The sequence below is a fragment of the Lederbergia wuyishanensis genome, from assembly GCF_022900255.1.
GTDB lineage: Bacteria > Bacillota > Bacilli > Bacillales > Bacillaceae_C > Lederbergia > Lederbergia wuyishanensis.
Window position 1 is genome coordinate 122,146 of sequence record NZ_JALIRM010000005.1, and the last position, 17,846, is coordinate 139,991.

Consider the following 17,846-nt stretch of genomic DNA (forward strand, 5'->3'; position numbering starts at 1 on the left):
GGATCAGAAAAATGGAACATATTATTCGCAAAATGAAAAAAGAAGATATCCAACAAGTCCAACAAGTAGCAAAAACTAGTTGGAATCATACCTATGAAAATATTATCCCTATGGAAGTTCAAGAAAGCTTTCTAAGATCCGCATATAGTGATGAAATGATGCAGAGTCGACTAGAACATTCTTATATGAATGTTGCCTTAGTTAATGGGAATATTGTGGGCTTTGCAAATTATTCTCCTGTTCAAGAGGGCGGAAAAGTAGAACTTTATGCTATCTACCTATATCCAGAGTACCAAGGAAAGGGAATAGGAACTTCCTTACTAATAGAAGGAATTAAATCCCTTGAAAATGTCAAAGAGATTTATATAAATGTAGAAAAGAATAATAATATTGGAAAAACCTTTTACATTTCCAAAGGTTTCGAAAAGGTCTCGGAATATGACGATGAATTGGATGGGCACACACTAAGAACGATTAGGATGGTTCTAAAAGTATAGAGGTACGATTAGGGAAAAAATAGGGTCATTTTTTGACTGTGTGGGATTTAACGAAAGGCAAAAAATATTCTCAATCACTACATAAATAATCTTCCGAATAATGGTAAAAGACAATTGTTCAGCAATTATTGAGAATGGAGTGTTCTTATGAAAAGATTAGTAATCATAACAGTTGGTAAAACGCATAGTGGGAAAACGACATTTGCTAGAGGATTAGAACAACAGTTATATAACTCAATTGTTATTGATCAAGATAACCATGCTGAATTCATCAATACTTATTACAGATCACTGTTACCACAAAAAGGACCTAATACTATAAAGTACGCTGTCACTCAGACAATTGTGGATTATGCTGTAAATCAGACTGATTTTCATCTTATTCTTTGCAACTCGAATCGTTCTGAGAGGGCTCGCTTGAATCTGCTAAAAAATTTTAAGAATAAGGGATTTATAACCATCCTCGTTCATTTAGATATTCCAGATCACATTCTTCAAGAGCGAGTCTCTAGCAGTCATCGCAGTACAGCCATATTTAGAACTGCTTCTACTTTTGAAGAAGTGCTTAACAGGCAACAGGCTGAGTCTCATTCGGATCCAATAGAAGAAGAAGCTGATTATTTATTTGTAATCAAAGATACGGAGGAGATTCAATTAGTCACTAGTAGGATTACGGATATTGCTAATAGTTTGGATTAGTTATTTTCAGTCTCTTTGATTGAAGGGCAAGGATTAGAAAAAATATTAAAAAGTTAATTGAAATTAAATCAAAAAACCGCACCCTGTAGAAGTTATTCTTTCACAGAATGATTGATTAAAATATTGTAGAGAGAATTCTTAGTATTAAAATTAATAGGAGGAATGTTAGCTTGACCAATTATACTATGGCATTTAGAACTATTGAGGGTTCGGAAAAATTTAAACAGATGTATGATGCCAATCTTTCGTTATGGAAAGTGGATTACGAAAGTTTTTACGTTACAACACGTTTCGGTGAAACACATATTCTTGCAACCGGACCTAAGGATGCTTCTCCATTAATTTTATTGCACGGTTTTGGATTTGGAGCGACCATGTGGTATGCCAATATCCATGAACTTAGTCAATACTACCGAGTATATGCGATTGACATATTGGCTGATTTTAACTTAAGCGTAGTAACAAAACCTTATAAGGAAAAAAAGGACTGCGCTGAATGGCTATCGGATGTTTTCCATGCATTAGGAATTGAACAAGCAGCAGTATGCGGTCATTCAGCAGGAGGATGGCAGGCTATTAATTTTTCAATTCTATATCCTGAAAAAGTTAATAAGCTTGTTCTTTTAGCTCCAGCTGCTTCATTTATTCCATTTTATAAGCAATTCTTTGTAAGGCTTTTCAGTATTATGTTAATTCCTAAACGTTCATTTGTTATAAATTCATTCTGCAGCTGGTTTGTTGCCAAAGGGAATAAGGTGGAATCAAATTTGTTCGAGCAGTTTTACTTAGGGCTAAAACACTATAAATTTACTAAAACGATCGTTCCTTCCGTTTTTAGCCATGAGGACTTTAAGAAAGTAAATATGCCGACATTGGTTATGGTTGGTGATAAGGAAGTCATTTATAATTATGAGAAAATGTTAAAAAAGGCACAGCAGCTGATCCCTCATATTAAAAATAAAGTTATTCAAAACGCGGGGCACGCCCTATCAATTGAGCAAGCCAACGTGGTAAATGATCATATAATTAAGTTTTTAAATTCAAAAGAAACAATAGAGTTTTTATGATAATGAATCAATTAAATTGGAGTGCCAATCACTGAGACTAATAGAAAATGATAAATAACAACCTTGCATATTTACATAAAGGTCTCTAGGGAAATGTTAGCCTAAATACAATATGGATTTTCTAAACTTTTCTTGAGGCTATATATGAAAATCAAGATAAGGAGAGGTACATATGAAAAAAACATGGTCACAGAAATTACCTGTCGCTCAATTCAGGATTGCAAGGCCCACTAATCAATTACAGAAAGTAATTGAATTTTACCGTGACGGAGTTGGTCTGGAGGTAGTAGGATCCTTTGAGGGCCATGACGGGTATGACGGGGTGATGCTCGGCTTGCCTGATACAAGTTATCATCTAGAATTTACCCAACATGAACATGGCAGTCCATGCCCGCCACCAACGGCAGATAATTTATTGGTATTTTATATCCCTGACCTTGACGCAAGAAATGGAATCGTTAATAGATTGAAAGAAATGGGTTACGGGGCAGTGAGTCCAGAAAATCCATATTGGAATAATTCAGGAGTGACGATAGAGGATCCTGATGGATGGAGGATTGTATTGCAAAACTCCTATACTTTGAATTTTGGCGAATGAATCGGATGTTAAATCTAAGAATAACAATTGCTTTCAGTGGATTGTAAAGATTGCTGAAAGTTTGTGAATGGTCCGGATAATTTTCTCATTCAAACTACTTTATTGATTGAGGTAATAAAGAAATATAAGCTAATTTTCATATGATAATGTAAAAAATTACAATCATTTTAATACTTTATAAGAAGAGGCTATGATTGAAAATAAAAAATTTCTTCTGAGCCTTTTTTTTATTAAGGCTAGTCAAAATTTCCTATTACACCGAATAATGGTGGGACTTCATGATGAGAAACTTACAGAACATCTAATGGTATTTCTTTTAGAATTGTTAATTCTCTTGCTCTTACAAGTGTATGTAGAGTATTTTAAAAACTTAAAATATTTCGTTAAAAGCGGGACTTTCTGAATTCTTTCTGGTAAACTATTCCTAAGAATGTATGTTTGGTAAAAACAAGTTTTAACTGCAACCAATAATATTATTAATTTCGAATTAAGTAAAATCAATTTAGGGGATAAAGATGACATCAAAATTATCAATTTTCAAATCAAAAACTGGAGAAGAAGAGTTCTTAAAATCTTATGAAGAAGTAATGAATCTATGGGAGGTAGCATACGAAGAAGTAAAAATACCCACAAAGTTCGGAGAAACACATGTAATAATTAGCGGACCAATAGATGGTGTTCCTGTTGTAATGTTACACGGTATGACTGGAAATTCGAGTTTCTGGTATTCAAATATTACTGCCCTTCAATCCTATCGGGTTTACTGCATAGACACTGTGGGCGATTTTGGAAAAAGCTTGGTACAGACTCCATTAAAAACAGAAGAAGACTGCGTTATATGGCTCGATGAAGTATTGAAAGGATTAGGTATACAAAACATTCATTTAATAGGTCATTCAATGGGGGGATGGCTCTCTTTGACTTATGCAAAAAAACGACAGGAGAATTTAAAAAAATTGATCTTAATTGCTCCGGTTGCATCAATATTACCAATACCTTTTATGAAACTTATTAGGTACATTTATCCCGCTATGCTGTTTCCGTCAGAAAAAAGAATTAGAAAAGGATGGGAATGGTTCTGTGCAAAAGGAAATGATATTCACCCTATAGTAATGCAGCAAGTTATTATTGCTTATAAGCAGTGCAAACCCATTCTTGCAGTTATACCTAAAAATTTTTCAAAAGAAGAACTGAGCGGACTGAAAATTCCCGTATTGTTTATGGTTGGAGATGAAGAAAAAATTTATCGTGCAAATAAGGCAATAAACACAATAAAAGAGAAAATTCCACATGTTGAAACAACAATTATACAAAGCTCCGGTCATCTATTGATTGCAGAACAAGCTGCAAAAGTTAATAAGGCTATAGTAGATTTTTTAATAAAGGAACATTGATTAATTCACACAATACAAGATTGCAAAAGGGATGTTTTTATGAAAGAAAATGATCACTTTAAAAGACAATTAAAAGAGCATAAAAAAAATCCAATGATAAATCTAGCTGATTCAATAAATCGTTCAATGACGGGAGATTTACATGCTTTTTCTGGAAGTGGTTGTTTTTCCATAATATTAACATTAATCATTATTGGTGGGGTTCTTTTGCTATATCAATGCTCCAATTAAAAATATGGCTCTTATCTTAACAATTGGTGCTAATTGTATTAATTGAAATTATCAGAGTGAATTTGAAACTTAAAACTTAGTTAATCTGCTAAGAAAAGAGCTGCATCCTTCATAAAAACCGCTGAACTCACCATGTATGTGTAAAAGCGGCTTTTGGGCTTTTACAATAACAACAAACTTTACGAAACCAGCCAAAAATATACATAGAAGGCTCTCTTATTAGTCAAATATTTGACTAAATAAGAGAGTCTTTTTTTCTAAAGTTTTTAATCTATTGAACTTTGGGAAATTGAACACTTGGTTAAATTGATATGTTTGAATCTTTACATAGAAGTCTAAAAGAAAAGAAACGATATAGGATGGTGAAAAAGCTTGAATTTTACTGAGATATTTGCTGTTGTTATGTTTACAATTTTTGCAGTAGTCGTCTTCGTATTTGTCGCACTTATTCTTTGGCTGTATATTAAGGATGTTAATCAAAAAGAGCACTCTGTTCTTAGGAATTATCCGATATTAGGGAAATTTAGATATTTAATAGAATTTATAGGACCTGAACTCAGACAATACTTGTTTGAAAATAACCGAGAAGGAAAGCCTTTTTCAAGACATCAATATAAAAATGTTGTTTTAGCTGGAAAATATAATGAACGAGTTCTTGGTTTCGGATCGGAAAGGGATTTTGAAGAGCCTGGCTTTTACATAAGAAATGCAATGTTTCCATTGTTATATGATGAAATGAGAATGGATCAAGGACCTAAGGTAGAAACAAAAGTTTATAAGATAGATCGGGAAGGGTTATTTAATCGAAAAGAGCATCGAGAAAAAGCATTCATTGATCCAGAGTTATTGGCGGATGAAGACATAGTTATAATAGGTGAAAAAACCTGTAAAAAGCCTTTCAAAGTAAAAGGGCTAGTTGGACAATCCGCAATGAGTTATGGTGCACTTGGAAAGCATGCCATAACGGCTCTTTCTAAAGGCTTGGGAATTGCGGGTGGGACTTGGATGAACACAGGGGAAGGAGGACTCTCCAAGCACCATTTAGCAGGTAATGTAGATATTATCATGCAAATCGGTCCTGGTTTGTTTGGAGTACGGACGGAAGCAGGAGATTTTTCTTGGGAACAGTTTAAAAGAAAAAGTGACATAGAACAAATTAAGGCATTTGAATTAAAACTTGCACAAGGTGCGAAAACTCGAGGTGGACATATTCTCGGTGAAAAAGTCACTCCTGAAATTGCGGAAATACGTAATGTTACTCCATGGAAAACAGTTGATAGTCCGAATCGCTTTAGAGATTTCAACAATACGGAAAGTTTAATGAATTTTGTAGAGCAACTAAGAGACGTTGGGGGAAAACCAGTTGGCGTTAAAATAGTTGCTGGATCAAAGGCAGAAGTTGAAAAGTTTGTGCGAGAAATGGCTGAGGTTGGGAAGACTCCTGATTTTATTACAGTGGATGGAGGAGAGGGAGGTACGGGGGCTACCTTCCAAGAATTGTCTGATGCTGCAGGTCTTCCACTTTTCTCAGCTTTACCTTTATTGGATGAGATGCTGAAAAAGTATGGAATTAGGGATAAATTAAAAATTTTTGCATCAGGAAAGCTTGTAACTCCTGATAAAATCGCATACGCTCTTTGTTTAGGTGCGGACTTAGTCAATACAGCCAGAGGGATGATGATATCTGTTGGTTGTATCATGGCACAGGTTTGCCATAACAATACTTGTCCCGTTGGGGTCGCTACCACTGATCCAAAACGTGAAAAAGCATTGGTAATTGAGGAAAAGATGTATCGTGTTGCTAATTATGTGATTTCATTGCGTGAAGGATTATTTAATTTAGCTGCAGCAGCAGGTGTCGCTTCCCCAGTAGAACTTTCTGAAGAACATCTTATGTATCGAACTCCTTCCGGTCAGCTTTTGACGGGTGAAGAATTTAAGAAGAGTATGTTGGCTCTTCCTCCCGAATTGATAGATAAAAAGATAGATTGATAAGAAAAGCGTAAGGCGCCTGGAGCTAGACAATGAAAGATGAAAGACTTCCTTTAAATAAGGATCGAATAAAATTATACCTTCTTTACTTTAAATAAAAACCGCACCATAACTTTTGAAATGGCGCGGTTTTGTGATGCAATCTAAAAAATGATATGTGCAATCAAAGTAATAATCGGTAATGTAATCAATGTCCGCAGTAAAAATAGGATAATTAGATCTTTCATCCCAACCGGAATTTTAGAACCAATTAATAACCCGCCGACTTCGGACATGTAAATTAATTGGGTGACGGATACACCAGCTATAATGAAGCGTGTCATATCCGATTCTATTCCTTCAGCTAAGATAGATGGCAAGAACATATCGGCAAACCCAACCACTAATGTTTGGGAAGCAGCCCCAGCCTCAGGGACTCTCAACAATTCAAGTAACGGAATAAAAGGTGTGCCAAGCCATTGGAATAGTGGAGTGTACTCAGCAATGACTAAAGCTATCGTTCCAAGAGCCATGACGATTGGAGCAACGCCAATCCACATATCTAAAATATTTTTGCCCCCATCTATAAAAAAGGCTTTAATACTGCTACTCTTTTTTGCTTGGAGTTGTGCTTGTTCAATTCCATAACCTAATCTTGAATAACCATCGGGAATTAGTTCGGCGGTATTGTCATCTTCTTTACCGTTTATAAAAGTGTTCGGCTTTTTAGATAATGGCCAAATCCTTGGAAGGATAATCGCGGCTATTACACCTGAAAACGTTACGGCAAAATAATAAGGTACAAAATAATGCATTAAGCCAACTTGTTTTATAACTACGATACTAAATGTAATGGAGACAACGGAGAAGGTTGTCCCAATGATAGCTGCTTCTCGTTTCGTATAATGTCCTTCCTCGTACTGTTTGCTTGTAAGCAATACCCCAATCGTTCCATCACCAAGCCAAGACGCAAGAGCATCAATTGAAGACCGACCTGGCAGTTTAAAAATAGGTCTCATAAATTTAGTCATTAACGCTCCGAAAAACTCTAATAATCCAAAGTTCAATAATAATGGCAAAAGCAGTCCCGCAAATAGAAAAACGCTAAAGAGAACGGGTAAGAGACTATATAATAAAGTTCCCCCTGTATTTTCCGACCAGATCGCTTCTGGACCAATTTTAAAGAAAACTAAAGTTGCAAAAACAACGGCTAATATGCGTGCAATCACCCATATGATAGGGATATCATATAGAGCACTCAAAAATGGTGATTGAGTAATTACCTTTGGTTTAGCTAATTTCGCAATCATTGTTCCGATGAACGCTAAGATAATGATGCATGTCATAATTGCTGGAATAGCGGATCCAAGAATATTTTGCAACGTCTCAGATAGAACGGCGATTGGAATCGTAACTCCTTCTTTAGAAGGTATGGGGATCATGAATAAAAATATACCAATTAATGATGGAATCAAAAATAGAAAAAAATCCTTTGGAATAATATTAAGCTTCTTCAATGATGTTCACCTTTCGTTTATAAAAATTCAACGTTTTTCATTTTAATGCAAAAGACGAGAAATGCCAAATGTATTAAATGGGAATTTTTTGAGGGACAGGTCCAAAGGGGACAGGTTCGATTAGACCTGTCCCCTTTGGACCTGTCCCCCTTTCTTTGCATTGATACCCTTTTTCGGTTAGAATTAATCGCAATAGAACGGTGCGTTTTAGCATGAGAAGGAGCAATGAAAATTGATTAAATGTATTGCAACAGATATGGACGGAACTTTATTAAATGCAAAACAAGAGGTAAGTGAAGAAAATATTCGAGCAATCCACGCTGCACAGGAAAAGGGAATTGATTTTGTTTTGGTAACGGGAAGAGCGTATAACGAAGTCCGTTATGTACTTAGAAAGACGGGACTTACATTGCCAGCTATTTGTGTAAATGGTGGGGAAATTCGTGATATTGAAGGGAATGTCAGTTACTCTGTAGGTTTAGATGGACCAACTGGAGCGAAGATTACTTCTGTATTTGAAGATCTGGACATTTATTTTGAACTGTATACAACTGAAGGTACTTATACAACGGATTATGAAAAAGGAATTCAAGTACTCGTTGATATTTATCATACTGCGAACCCATCTCAAGATGTGGATAAGATCCGTGAATCGGCAGATGAACGATTTAATCAACGTCTAATACATGTAATTGATAATTTTAATCCTATTTTTGATGCATCTGATTGTCATGTTTATAAATTTCTTGCTTTTTCAATGGACGAAGAATTATTAATGGAAGCGAGTGAACGATTGAAGAAAATCGGTGGTTTGGAAGTAACTTCATCTGGTCGAAACAATTTAGAAGTCATGCATCACGAAGCACGTAAAGGAAATGCCCTAAGAAGATATGTAGAGGATAAGGGTATATCACTAGAAGAAACGATGGCAATGGGAGACAACTATAATGACTTATCCATGTTAAAAATTGTGGGACATTCAGTCGCGATGGGAAACTCAGAGCCGGAAATAAAAGATATTTGTAAATATGAAACAGATACGAATGATGAAAATGGGGTTGCCAAAGCGATCATGAAAGCTCTTGTACAAATGGAAGCAACTCAATAAAAAGGCGGTTGTCATTTTGTTACTTTACTTTTGATATATCATCTACCAAATAAATAATAAAATTGGAGATGGTATATTATGAAATATAAAATTTCTCTTGATGGAATTTCTTCTGAAATGCTAAATGGTTTCTTTGTGGATTGGCCAAACCCTCCAAATCCACAAACTCACCTACAGCTATTAAAAAATAGCAGTAACGTGGTTATCGCAATAGATGAATCTACGAATCAAGTAGTCGGATTCATAACAGCAATAAGTGACGGAGTTCTATCAGCCTACATTCCACTTCTAGAAGTATTGCCGGCATACAAAAATAAAGGGATTGGCAAGGAATTAGTAAGCCGGATGCTAAAAGAACTCAATCATATATATATGATTGATCTATGTTGTGATGATGATCTAGTTCCTTACTATGAAAAGTTTGGAATGTTTAGGACTAATGGAATGATTTATAGGAATTATAGTAGGCAATCTGGAAATAAAGATGAATAAATGTATGGACAAAAACGCTTATTATAGAATATAAAGAGGGACACCAGCGGTAACGGCAACTGGCATCCCAACATACAGCTACACTGCATGAAGTGCAGCTACCCAAGGAAGAAATAACCCCCTTTGCTGGGCCAAAGCAAGGGAGAGTTATTTCTTTTTATATATTGAAACAACTACGACGACTACAGATACGATAAGACTTGAAAACCGTAAATAAGACCATTGCTTCGTATATAGTTACCATCAGCGTCACCTTCTCTCCAAGAGGACGTGATCGCCGCTCACCTGCTTATGTAACTATATATTTTTATTATTTACCAATTGGAAAGCGTCCCTCTACTATATAAGTAGAATTTCTCCTCATTCACCTCACTTAGATAAACATTCTTACAGTCTCCATAAACAATGCAATGAAAGTCATTGCACAATTAAATCATATTCCTTACACTCTATACATAATGATTCACGAAAAAGGTGATCCAATAATGAAAATTTTACTTGTGGAAGATGATAAAACAATTGCTTCTGGACTTGAATATTCCCTCCAACAGGACCATTTTTCCACGATTTTATGTCACGATGCTACTTCCGCTAAGAAGGTAATAGCGAAACAACTTGATCAGATTTCTCTATGTTTGTTTGATTTGTCTTTGCCAGATGGCAGTGGTTATGAATTGTGTAAAATTGTTAAAGAGAAGGGCGATGTTCCGGTCATTTTTTTAACGGCTATTGACGACGAAGTTAATGTCGTGATGGGGCTTGATATGGGTGCAGACGATTATATTACGAAACCATTCCGTATTCGCGAACTGCTTTCCCGCATAAAATCAGTTTTACGAAGATATAACAAGCAAGCCCAGTCAAAAACGCTCATTGAATTAGACAATATTAAAATTAACACTCTTGAAGGTAAAGTATATAAAAATGGCGTAGAGATTATTTTAACAGCCTTGGAATATCGTTTGTTGTTAATCTTTGCAAATCATATTGGACAAGTTCTTTCACGAAATCAGTTGCTTGAGCAAATTTGGGATGTAGCAGGGGATTTTGTGAATGATAATACATTGACAGTTTACATCAAAAGATTGCGAGAAAAACTAGAGGACCAACCGCAAAATCCAACAATTATTAAAACGGTACGCGGTTTAGGTTATAAGGTTGGAGATTAACATGCTGCGGAATAAAGAGATTCAGATTTTATCACTAGTTATGTGGGTAATCAGTTTAGCAGGAATGATAGTAGCGTTCTTTATTTCAACTTCTGCCTTTATTCTTGTTTTGAGTGTATCTATTTTACTGATTACCTCCTGTTACATTTTTACTCATTGGAGATATCGGGAAATTGAAAAGTTGTCTAGTTATTTACGACAAATTACTAGTGGCAATTATTCTCTCGATATACGAGATAACCATGAAGGCGAACTTAGTATTTTAAAAAGCGATATTTATAAAGTTACGTTAATGCTTTCTGAACAGAGTTCACTTTTACAAAAAGATAAAATCCAATTAACAGATGCAATTTCCGATATATCTCACCAACTAAAAACACCGTTAACTTCAATGATGGTCATGTCTGATTTATTAAGTGACGCTGAGTTGCCAACGGAGAAACGAACTGAATTCACACGCAATATACGAGTTCAACTTGAGCGGATTGAATGGCTAGTTTCCTCATTATTAAAGTTATCAAAAATCGACGCAGGTACGGTTCAATTTAAAAAAGATAAAGTTATCGTGCAGAAACTGATTCATACAGCCATGCAATCGGTCCTCATTCCAATCGACATTAAGGAACAGAACGTCTCGATAGATGGGGAAGAATTGGTCTCATTTATTGGTGATTTCAATTGGACGGTTGAAGCAATCATAAATATCTTAAAAAACTGTGTAGAACATACGGACGAAGGTGGGACGATTTTAATTACTTTTACAGAAAACGCATTGTTCACAGAACTGGTGGTTGCTGATAATGGAAAGGGCATCCCGAGAGAAGATCTGCCACACATTTTCAAACGTTTTTACAAAGGAAAAAATGCAAGTGAAGATAGTGTAGGAATCGGTCTTGCGATGGCATATAGCATTATTAAAAGTCAAAACGGGGATATCAGTGTTGTCAGTGGAAAAGGGAAAGGCACAGAGTTTAGGATTAAGTTTTATAAGCAAGTGATTTAAATGGATAACATGGACAAACTACATTCGAAAAATGATATGATAAGAGTAGGCGCAATATAAGGAAAGTTAAGGGTGGAAGGCTTTTACCTCCTAGATATTTAGAAAGGAGGTGATGCCTATGACTACTTTTCAAACCATTTATCTTATGATTAGTTTTGCAACACTGATTGTTGCTATTCTGTCATTTCATAAAAGGGAAAAGTAAAAACCACCCTTAGCCTACCAGAGCTTACCAGGGTGGTTTTACTTCATCTTAGAAAGCCTTCCCTTTTAACGGGAAATTATATTGTGCCAGTCGGTAGGGTGTGTCCAGCACCTTACCGTCTTTTTTATTTTCTGAATATCTATTAATACTATACCATAATTAATGACAATTATAACTTGCAAACAACTTTAAAGTGACTAAATTGTCATTTTAAAAGTCACTTGAAAGTCATTTTAGACAGATACACTATAATCAACAGCAAATATATGGAGGGGTTACGATGGAAATTTTAAAAATAGAAAATCTGTCTAAAGTGTATGGAAAAGGTGAGACGGCAGTTAAAGCATTAGATAATATTTCTTTTTCCGTGAAAAAAGGAGAGTTTGTTGCGATTATCGGTCCATCTGGTTCTGGTAAATCTACGCTTTTGCACTTGCTTGGTGGTGTCGATCGACCTTCAAGCGGTAAAGTATTTGTGGATAATACCGATATTTATGGACTAAATGAAACACAGTTAGCAATTTTTAGAAGAAGGCAAATCGGATTGATCTATCAATTTTACAATCTTATTCCGGTTTTGACCGTAGAAGAAAACATTACTTTGCCGCTGTTACTTGACCAACATAAAGTGGATAAAAAGCAGTTCGACGATATCGTAAAAAAGTTAAATTTAGAAAATCGTTTAAACCATCTACCAAATCAGCTTTCTGGAGGGCAACAACAACGGGTTTCGATTGGCCGTGCTTTAATTAGCAATCCAGCAATTATGCTAGCGGATGAACCGACTGGAAACCTAGACAGTAAAAATAGTGGTGAAATTATCGACTTGTTGAAAATGTTTAATAAAACATACAATCAGACTCTTATTGTCATTACTCATGATGAGCGAATTGCTCTTCAAGCAGACCGCATCATCGCCATTGAAGACGGAAAGATTACGAAGGACGAGGTGGTTCGTCCATGAATATTGTCAACAAACTGACAATTAGACATTTACGTAAAAATAAAAGACGAACACTTGTCACGATTATTGGGGTAATCATTTCCGTCGCAATGCTCACGGCGGTTGCAACGATTGGCGTTTCTTTTATGGATCTTATGAAGCGGCAGACAATTGCTGATGAAGGGGAATGGCATGTTGTTTATAAAGATGTAGACATTGACCAGGTTCATACTATAAAAAAAGACGAGGATACAAAAAAAGTAGTCCTTTCAAAAGATCTAGGATATGCATTGCTGAAAGGCAGCAAAAATGAAAATAAACCTTATCTATTCATCAAAGAATATAACCAATACGGTTTTGAGCAATTTCCTATAGAATTAAGCAGCGGAAGATTGCCACAGTCAGAAAATGAAATTGTCATTTCAGATGAAATTATTAATAATGCCAAGGTTGATTATAGAATTGGTGATATTATAACACTAGATGTTGGTAACAGGATTGCAAACGATCCGGAGATACATGGACCGATGGATCAAACTTTTTCATTAATGACTAATGAGAAAGGTGAAATGAATGAAGAGCTTAAAGATACATCAACTAAAGAATTTGCGATAGTTGGTACGATCAAACGGCCAACTTGGGAAATACCTTGGGCACCAGGTTATACAGTGATTTCTTATCTTGATGAAGAACTTCTTGGTAAAGATGACCTTGTCAATGCGACGGTAGTCTTAAACAAAGTTAAAACTTCTTTATTCAATCATGCAACCAATTTAGCTGAAAAAAATCAAATAGGAAAAGTTGATTTTAATAATAATTTACTCCGCTACTACGGTGTAATAAAAAGTGAAGGCATGCGCACAACACTTTATTCATTGTCAGCCATCATTATGGTCATCATTATTATCGGTTCAGTATCTTTAATTTACAATGCTTTCGCGATTTCTGTTGCGGAACGTTCCCGTCATTTAGGTATGCTTTCTAGTGTTGGGGCAACAAAAAAACAAAAGCAAAACTCGGTATTTTTTGAAGGCTTTGTTATTGGACTGATCAGTATTCCAATTGGAATTATTGCAGGATTAGCTGGAATGGGAATAACCTTTTTATTCATCAATACTATTATTCAGGGAGCAATGGGTGTTAGTGAAAAGTTAAAAGTGACTCTAACCCCAGGTTCAATACTTGTAGCAGTATTGGTTTCGATTATAACAATTTTTATCTCAACTTTTATTCCGGCTATAAGAGCTTCTCGAATTTCTGCTATAGATGCTATCCGTCAGTCAACGGATGTAAAACTTACTAGAAAAGCGGTAAAAACGTCTAAGTTTGTTCGAAAGGTATTTGGAATTGAAGCTGAAATTGGTTTGAAAAATTTAAAAAGAAATAAGCGCAGATATCAAGCAACCGTTTTTTCACTTGTTATTAGTATTATGCTCTTTTTATCTGTAGCATTTTTTACAGCAAATTTGAAAAAATCATTATCCCTATCCCAGGAAGGACAAAGCTTTGATATCATGATGGAAGTTCAAAAAGGGAGAGACGACCAGCTAGTCAAATCGATTTTGTCTATGGATGAAGTGACAAAATCTAGCATGATGTCGCAACAATATTTCGTATCTTCATGGATTGAAAAAGATAAGACGTCTGATGCTGTCCGCAAGTTTGAAGGTTTCAACGATCAGCTTGTAGATGGCAAGTATCCATATGGCATTAATCTTTATTCGTTAGATGAAAAAAGCTTAAAGGCCTATGCAAAAGAAGTAGGTGCTGATTATAACGAGCTACAAAATGGATTAAATGCGATTGTCATTGATCAGATTAAGTATGAGGATGCTGATGCAGGAAAATATGTTGAAACGAAAGCAATCTATACGAAAGTAGGGGAGCAGATTGATTTATTTTCCAATGATGCAGAGCATGAGAAAGAGCAATTTATAAATAAAATAACGGTAGCTGCTTTAACCAGTAAACTCCCTATGGGGGCTAATGGAGGATATCCAGGTAGTTTGGATGTAATCGTGTCTGAATCAACTTTAGAAAAATTGGGCTTTGTCGCAGAAGATAACCGAATGCTCTATTTTAACAGTAATGACCCACTTAAAACTCAGGAAAAAATAGAGGAAATGGAAGAAGTAAAGCATTACATCTGGAACGTTTACAAAAGCCGCCAGCAGGAAGAACAAATGGTCATGATCATGTCTGTCTTTACGTACGGGTTTATCGTGTTAATTACAGCGATTTCGATTGCGAATATCTTGAATACCATTTCCACGAGCATTTCTTTAAGAAAAAGAGAATTTGCGATGTTGAAATCAGTGGGAATGACACCAAAAGGTTTTAACAAAATGATTAACTACGAGAGTATATTTTATGGTGTAAAGGCATTAATTTATGGACTCCCTTTGAGTGTTGTATGTATGCTTCTTATCTATAAGGCGCTAGCGAATTCATTTAGTTATAGTTTCGCACTACCTTGGTTAAGTATTATCTATGTCATAGTAGCTGTTTTCCTTATCGTTGGCACGTCGATGCTCTATTCAAGCGCTAAGGTTAAAAAGGAAAACATCATTGATGCTCTGAAACAGGAAAGTATATAAATGTGGAAAAGGCTTCTAGTAATAGAGGCCTTATTTCTATATAAGGGGTGTTTTAAGTGATTCAAAAATGGATTGCGGAAATCGAAAAAGATTGGGGATTGGAACATTTCGATTTTAAAAAAGCATTGATTAAAAGAGATGCTTCCGCTATTAAAACAACGGAGTATAAGATGGAAATGGAATGGTTTCCCGCGGGTGCTGAAATGGAAGATGAATCGAATCCGCCGGGAACGATTTATGCCGAAGTTAATTTTACATACGGAATTTTAACAAGCTTTATTGTTGTCATGAGTGAGGATTCAAGGGAAGATCCACCTTTGCTTCAGAGTCCTAAGTTAGATGATGTAGTGGGGTGGGTTGAGTTAAATATTGGATTAAAGTATGATTCTGATTTTCGGCTGCGAAGGAAGGATAAAGATGGTGACTGCACGGAATATTTCTTTTCTTCTATTATAAACGGAAGAAAGGTATCACCTGGAGGTCATATTGAAGTTAAAGTAAATGAGCGAGGATGTATCGTGTTTTATTCGTTGTTTGGTTTCTTTCATGCGCTTTATCCTGAAATTGAAGTTAAGCATGAGGAAGATCAGTCAACCGTAAATATGGATGAGATAATAGAGAAGCAAGTCGTTCTTTTTGGAGTGCCGGAAGAAGATGGATACCAGCTTTTATATGGTGTAGACGAAGAGTTTATAGATGCGGTCCATAAGTCTGTTGTCCTCTTTTGGAATAAAGAGGATTCAGCTGAGGAAATTCGCATCTCTGATAAAATAGTCGGCACAGTGTGGGAGCAGTTTTACGAATCGCAGAAGATTTCTGAAGAAGAAATGTCATTAAATATTCCGCATTCAGATTGTCTTCCTATTTCTGGGGATGAAAATAGTGAGTTCGTAAAAGTGATTTCGAATTATTTAAAAGTACACCGTCCGAATGAGAGTGGAAAATGGCAGGTGGAAAACATCGAGCGGCTAAATGGCCTTTTACACGCGGATGTCGTTCCTGTTAATGACGCGGATCGAATTGTAGATAAATTTAGATTCTTATATGATGCCAATGAACATGAATTGCTTTATGTTTTGGATAAACGAGAGATGTTAAGTCAAATGAACCAGTTGCCTACATTTGATGTGAAAGTTACGAAAGATGAAGCGTTGGAGCTATTAGAAAAAGATATCTTTTTCGAGCAATATTATTTATACGATTTTAATAAGAAGGTTTTAAGGCCAACTAAGCGGATTGATTGCCATGAATTTGTAAATGCGGTGACAGGAGAAAAGGTGAGAGATTAAAAAAGTAGTGTTGTTTGGGAAACAAGTGACTATCTAATAGAGATGTTGTTTCATCTAATTAGAACCTCTTATCATATATAGGATTATGGAAACGTCTAATAGAGATGTCTAAACATCTAAGAGAACTATGAAATCACCTAATAGAAATCTCGAATGTCTAATAGAACTATGAAATCATCTAATAGAAGTCTCAAATCATCTAATAGAAATGGGAAATCATCTAATAAAAGCACGAAATCATCTAATATAGACTTGAAACGCGTTATAGAAAGTTCCAAACGTTTATTATTCTGTTATTATTTGCCTTAAGCAGGATGATTCGCGATTAATCCATCATTATAATAAAAAACCTGGTTAGAACTCCTAACCAGGTTTACAACACTTTATCCTTTTCCCAATCGTACGTCCAAAAGCGTTCTTTATGCCAGTGGGCCAATAATGCGGGGTCATTAGCAGAGATTTTTTCTTCCATATCAGCTAGCATCCAAGCTGTTTGGGAAATATGGGCTTTCAATGCTCCGAGTTTTTGTTCCCAAGCTGAGCTTACATCATAATGTATGTCAGCTGGGCCAATTTCCGCTTCTGTATTTTTTGAAAAAGCGACGCAATGTAATTTTGGTCGGCTTTCTTTAGGAAGTCTTCTCACGGCACGAACGACGGCTCTTCCCGTCGCCTCATGGTCAGGGTGGACTGAATATCCGGGATAAAACGAGATAACAAGCGAAGGATTAAGCTCCTCAATCAGTTCAAAGACCATATTTGCAAGCTTTTCATCACTTTCGAACTCAAGTGTTTTATCCCTGTATCCCATCATACGTAAGTCTGTAAGTCCCATTGATTTTGCAGCAGCTTCAAGTTCTGCTTTTCGAATTTTCGGTAATGACTCTCTTGTCGCAAACGGGGGATTTCCGAGATTCCTACCCATTTCTCCAAGAGTTAAGCAAGCATATGTAACGGGTGAGCCGTTTTTTATATAACTTGATATCGTTCCAGAAACCCCAAATGCCTCGTCATCAGGGTGAGGGAACACAACTAGTACATGGCGTTCTTTCTCCATTGGCACAAT

The 17,846-nt window shown here is 35.8% G+C and carries 17 protein-coding genes; 15 read left to right on the plus strand and 2 right to left on the minus strand.

The genetic code is table 11. The features are described 5' to 3' along the window. Positions 1 to 11 precede the first annotated feature (11 nt). The 7 genes from MT489_RS10120 (at position 12) to MT489_RS10150 (ending at position 6,478) form a co-directional block, all read left to right on the plus strand. Positions 12 to 497, plus strand: a complete 486-nt coding sequence (locus tag MT489_RS10120) for a GNAT family N-acetyltransferase (protein WP_244681428.1) — start codon at positions 12 to 14, stop codon at positions 495 to 497. A 147-nt stretch (positions 498 to 644) separates the two neighbouring features. Continuing rightward, entirely contained in the window at positions 645 to 1,196 is a 552-nt protein-coding gene (locus MT489_RS10125) for an ATP-binding protein (protein ID WP_244681429.1), read from the plus strand. 170 nt (positions 1,197 to 1,366) lie between these two features. Further along, positions 1,367 to 2,263 (plus strand): alpha/beta fold hydrolase, encoded by an 897-nt coding sequence (locus MT489_RS10130; RefSeq protein WP_244681430.1) that lies wholly within the window; start codon positions 1,367 to 1,369, stop codon positions 2,261 to 2,263. A gap of 172 nt (positions 2,264 to 2,435) precedes the next feature. Continuing rightward, positions 2,436 to 2,861, plus strand: coding sequence for a VOC family protein (locus tag MT489_RS10135; protein ID WP_244681431.1), 426 nt, complete (start codon positions 2,436 to 2,438; stop codon positions 2,859 to 2,861). Between the two features lie 515 nt (positions 2,862 to 3,376). Further along, positions 3,377 to 4,255, plus strand: coding sequence for an alpha/beta fold hydrolase (locus tag MT489_RS10140; RefSeq protein ID WP_244681432.1), 879 nt, complete (start codon positions 3,377 to 3,379; stop codon positions 4,253 to 4,255). A 39-nt stretch (positions 4,256 to 4,294) separates the two neighbouring features. After that, positions 4,295 to 4,486, plus strand: a complete 192-nt coding sequence (locus tag MT489_RS10145) for a hypothetical protein (RefSeq protein WP_244681433.1) — start codon at positions 4,295 to 4,297, stop codon at positions 4,484 to 4,486. 402 nt (positions 4,487 to 4,888) lie between these two features. Then, positions 4,889 to 6,478 carry an FMN-binding glutamate synthase family protein gene (locus MT489_RS10150; protein ID WP_244681467.1) on the plus strand — a complete coding sequence of 530 codons (1,590 nt, stop codon included), beginning with the start codon at positions 4,889 to 4,891 and terminating at the stop codon, positions 6,476 to 6,478. 143 nt (positions 6,479 to 6,621) lie between these two features. On the opposite strand, the gene MT489_RS10155 is transcribed toward MT489_RS10150, so the two are convergent. Next, positions 6,622 to 7,899, minus strand: a complete 1,278-nt coding sequence (locus MT489_RS10155) for a YjiH family protein (protein WP_244681468.1) — start codon at positions 7,897 to 7,899, stop codon at positions 6,622 to 6,624. 307 nt (positions 7,900 to 8,206) lie between these two features. Between MT489_RS10155 and MT489_RS10160 the strand changes: the two genes are divergently transcribed. From MT489_RS10160 to MT489_RS10190, 8 genes are all read left to right on the plus strand, one after another. Further along, positions 8,207 to 9,082: a Cof-type HAD-IIB family hydrolase gene (locus tag MT489_RS10160; RefSeq protein WP_244681434.1), complete on the plus strand. Its 876-nt coding sequence runs from the start codon at positions 8,207 to 8,209 to the stop codon at positions 9,080 to 9,082. Between the two features lie 78 nt (positions 9,083 to 9,160). Next, positions 9,161 to 9,574, plus strand: a complete 414-nt coding sequence (locus tag MT489_RS10165; protein WP_244681435.1) for a GNAT family N-acetyltransferase — start codon at positions 9,161 to 9,163, stop codon at positions 9,572 to 9,574. A gap of 485 nt (positions 9,575 to 10,059) precedes the next feature. Continuing rightward, positions 10,060 to 10,743: a response regulator transcription factor gene (locus tag MT489_RS10170; RefSeq protein WP_244681436.1), complete on the plus strand. Its 684-nt coding sequence runs from the start codon at positions 10,060 to 10,062 to the stop codon at positions 10,741 to 10,743. A gap of 1 nt (position 10,744) precedes the next feature. Continuing rightward, entirely contained in the window at positions 10,745 to 11,746 is a 1,002-nt protein-coding gene (locus MT489_RS10175; protein ID WP_244681437.1) for a sensor histidine kinase, read from the plus strand. A 118-nt stretch (positions 11,747 to 11,864) separates the two neighbouring features. Then, complete coding sequence (locus tag MT489_RS22430) at positions 11,865 to 11,951, plus strand: putative holin-like toxin (protein ID WP_425311311.1); 87 nt, start codon at positions 11,865 to 11,867, stop codon at positions 11,949 to 11,951. A 280-nt stretch (positions 11,952 to 12,231) separates the two neighbouring features. After that, positions 12,232 to 12,915, plus strand: coding sequence for an ABC transporter ATP-binding protein (locus MT489_RS10180; RefSeq protein ID WP_244681438.1), 684 nt, complete (start codon positions 12,232 to 12,234; stop codon positions 12,913 to 12,915). Then, positions 12,912 to 15,491, plus strand: coding sequence for an ABC transporter permease (locus MT489_RS10185; protein WP_244681439.1), 2,580 nt, complete (start codon positions 12,912 to 12,914; stop codon positions 15,489 to 15,491). Before MT489_RS10180 ends, MT489_RS10185 begins: the two co-directional genes overlap by 4 nt. A 56-nt stretch (positions 15,492 to 15,547) precedes the next feature. Then, complete coding sequence (locus tag MT489_RS10190; protein WP_244681440.1) at positions 15,548 to 16,780, plus strand: hypothetical protein; 1,233 nt, start codon at positions 15,548 to 15,550, stop codon at positions 16,778 to 16,780. Between the two features lie 373 nt (positions 16,781 to 17,153). Here MT489_RS10190 and bshB2 read toward each other — a convergent pair whose 3' ends face one another. Continuing rightward, complete coding sequence (bshB2, locus tag MT489_RS10195; protein ID WP_244681441.1) at positions 17,154 to 17,837, minus strand: bacillithiol biosynthesis deacetylase BshB2; 684 nt, start codon at positions 17,835 to 17,837, stop codon at positions 17,154 to 17,156. Positions 17,838 to 17,846 lie beyond the last annotated feature (9 nt).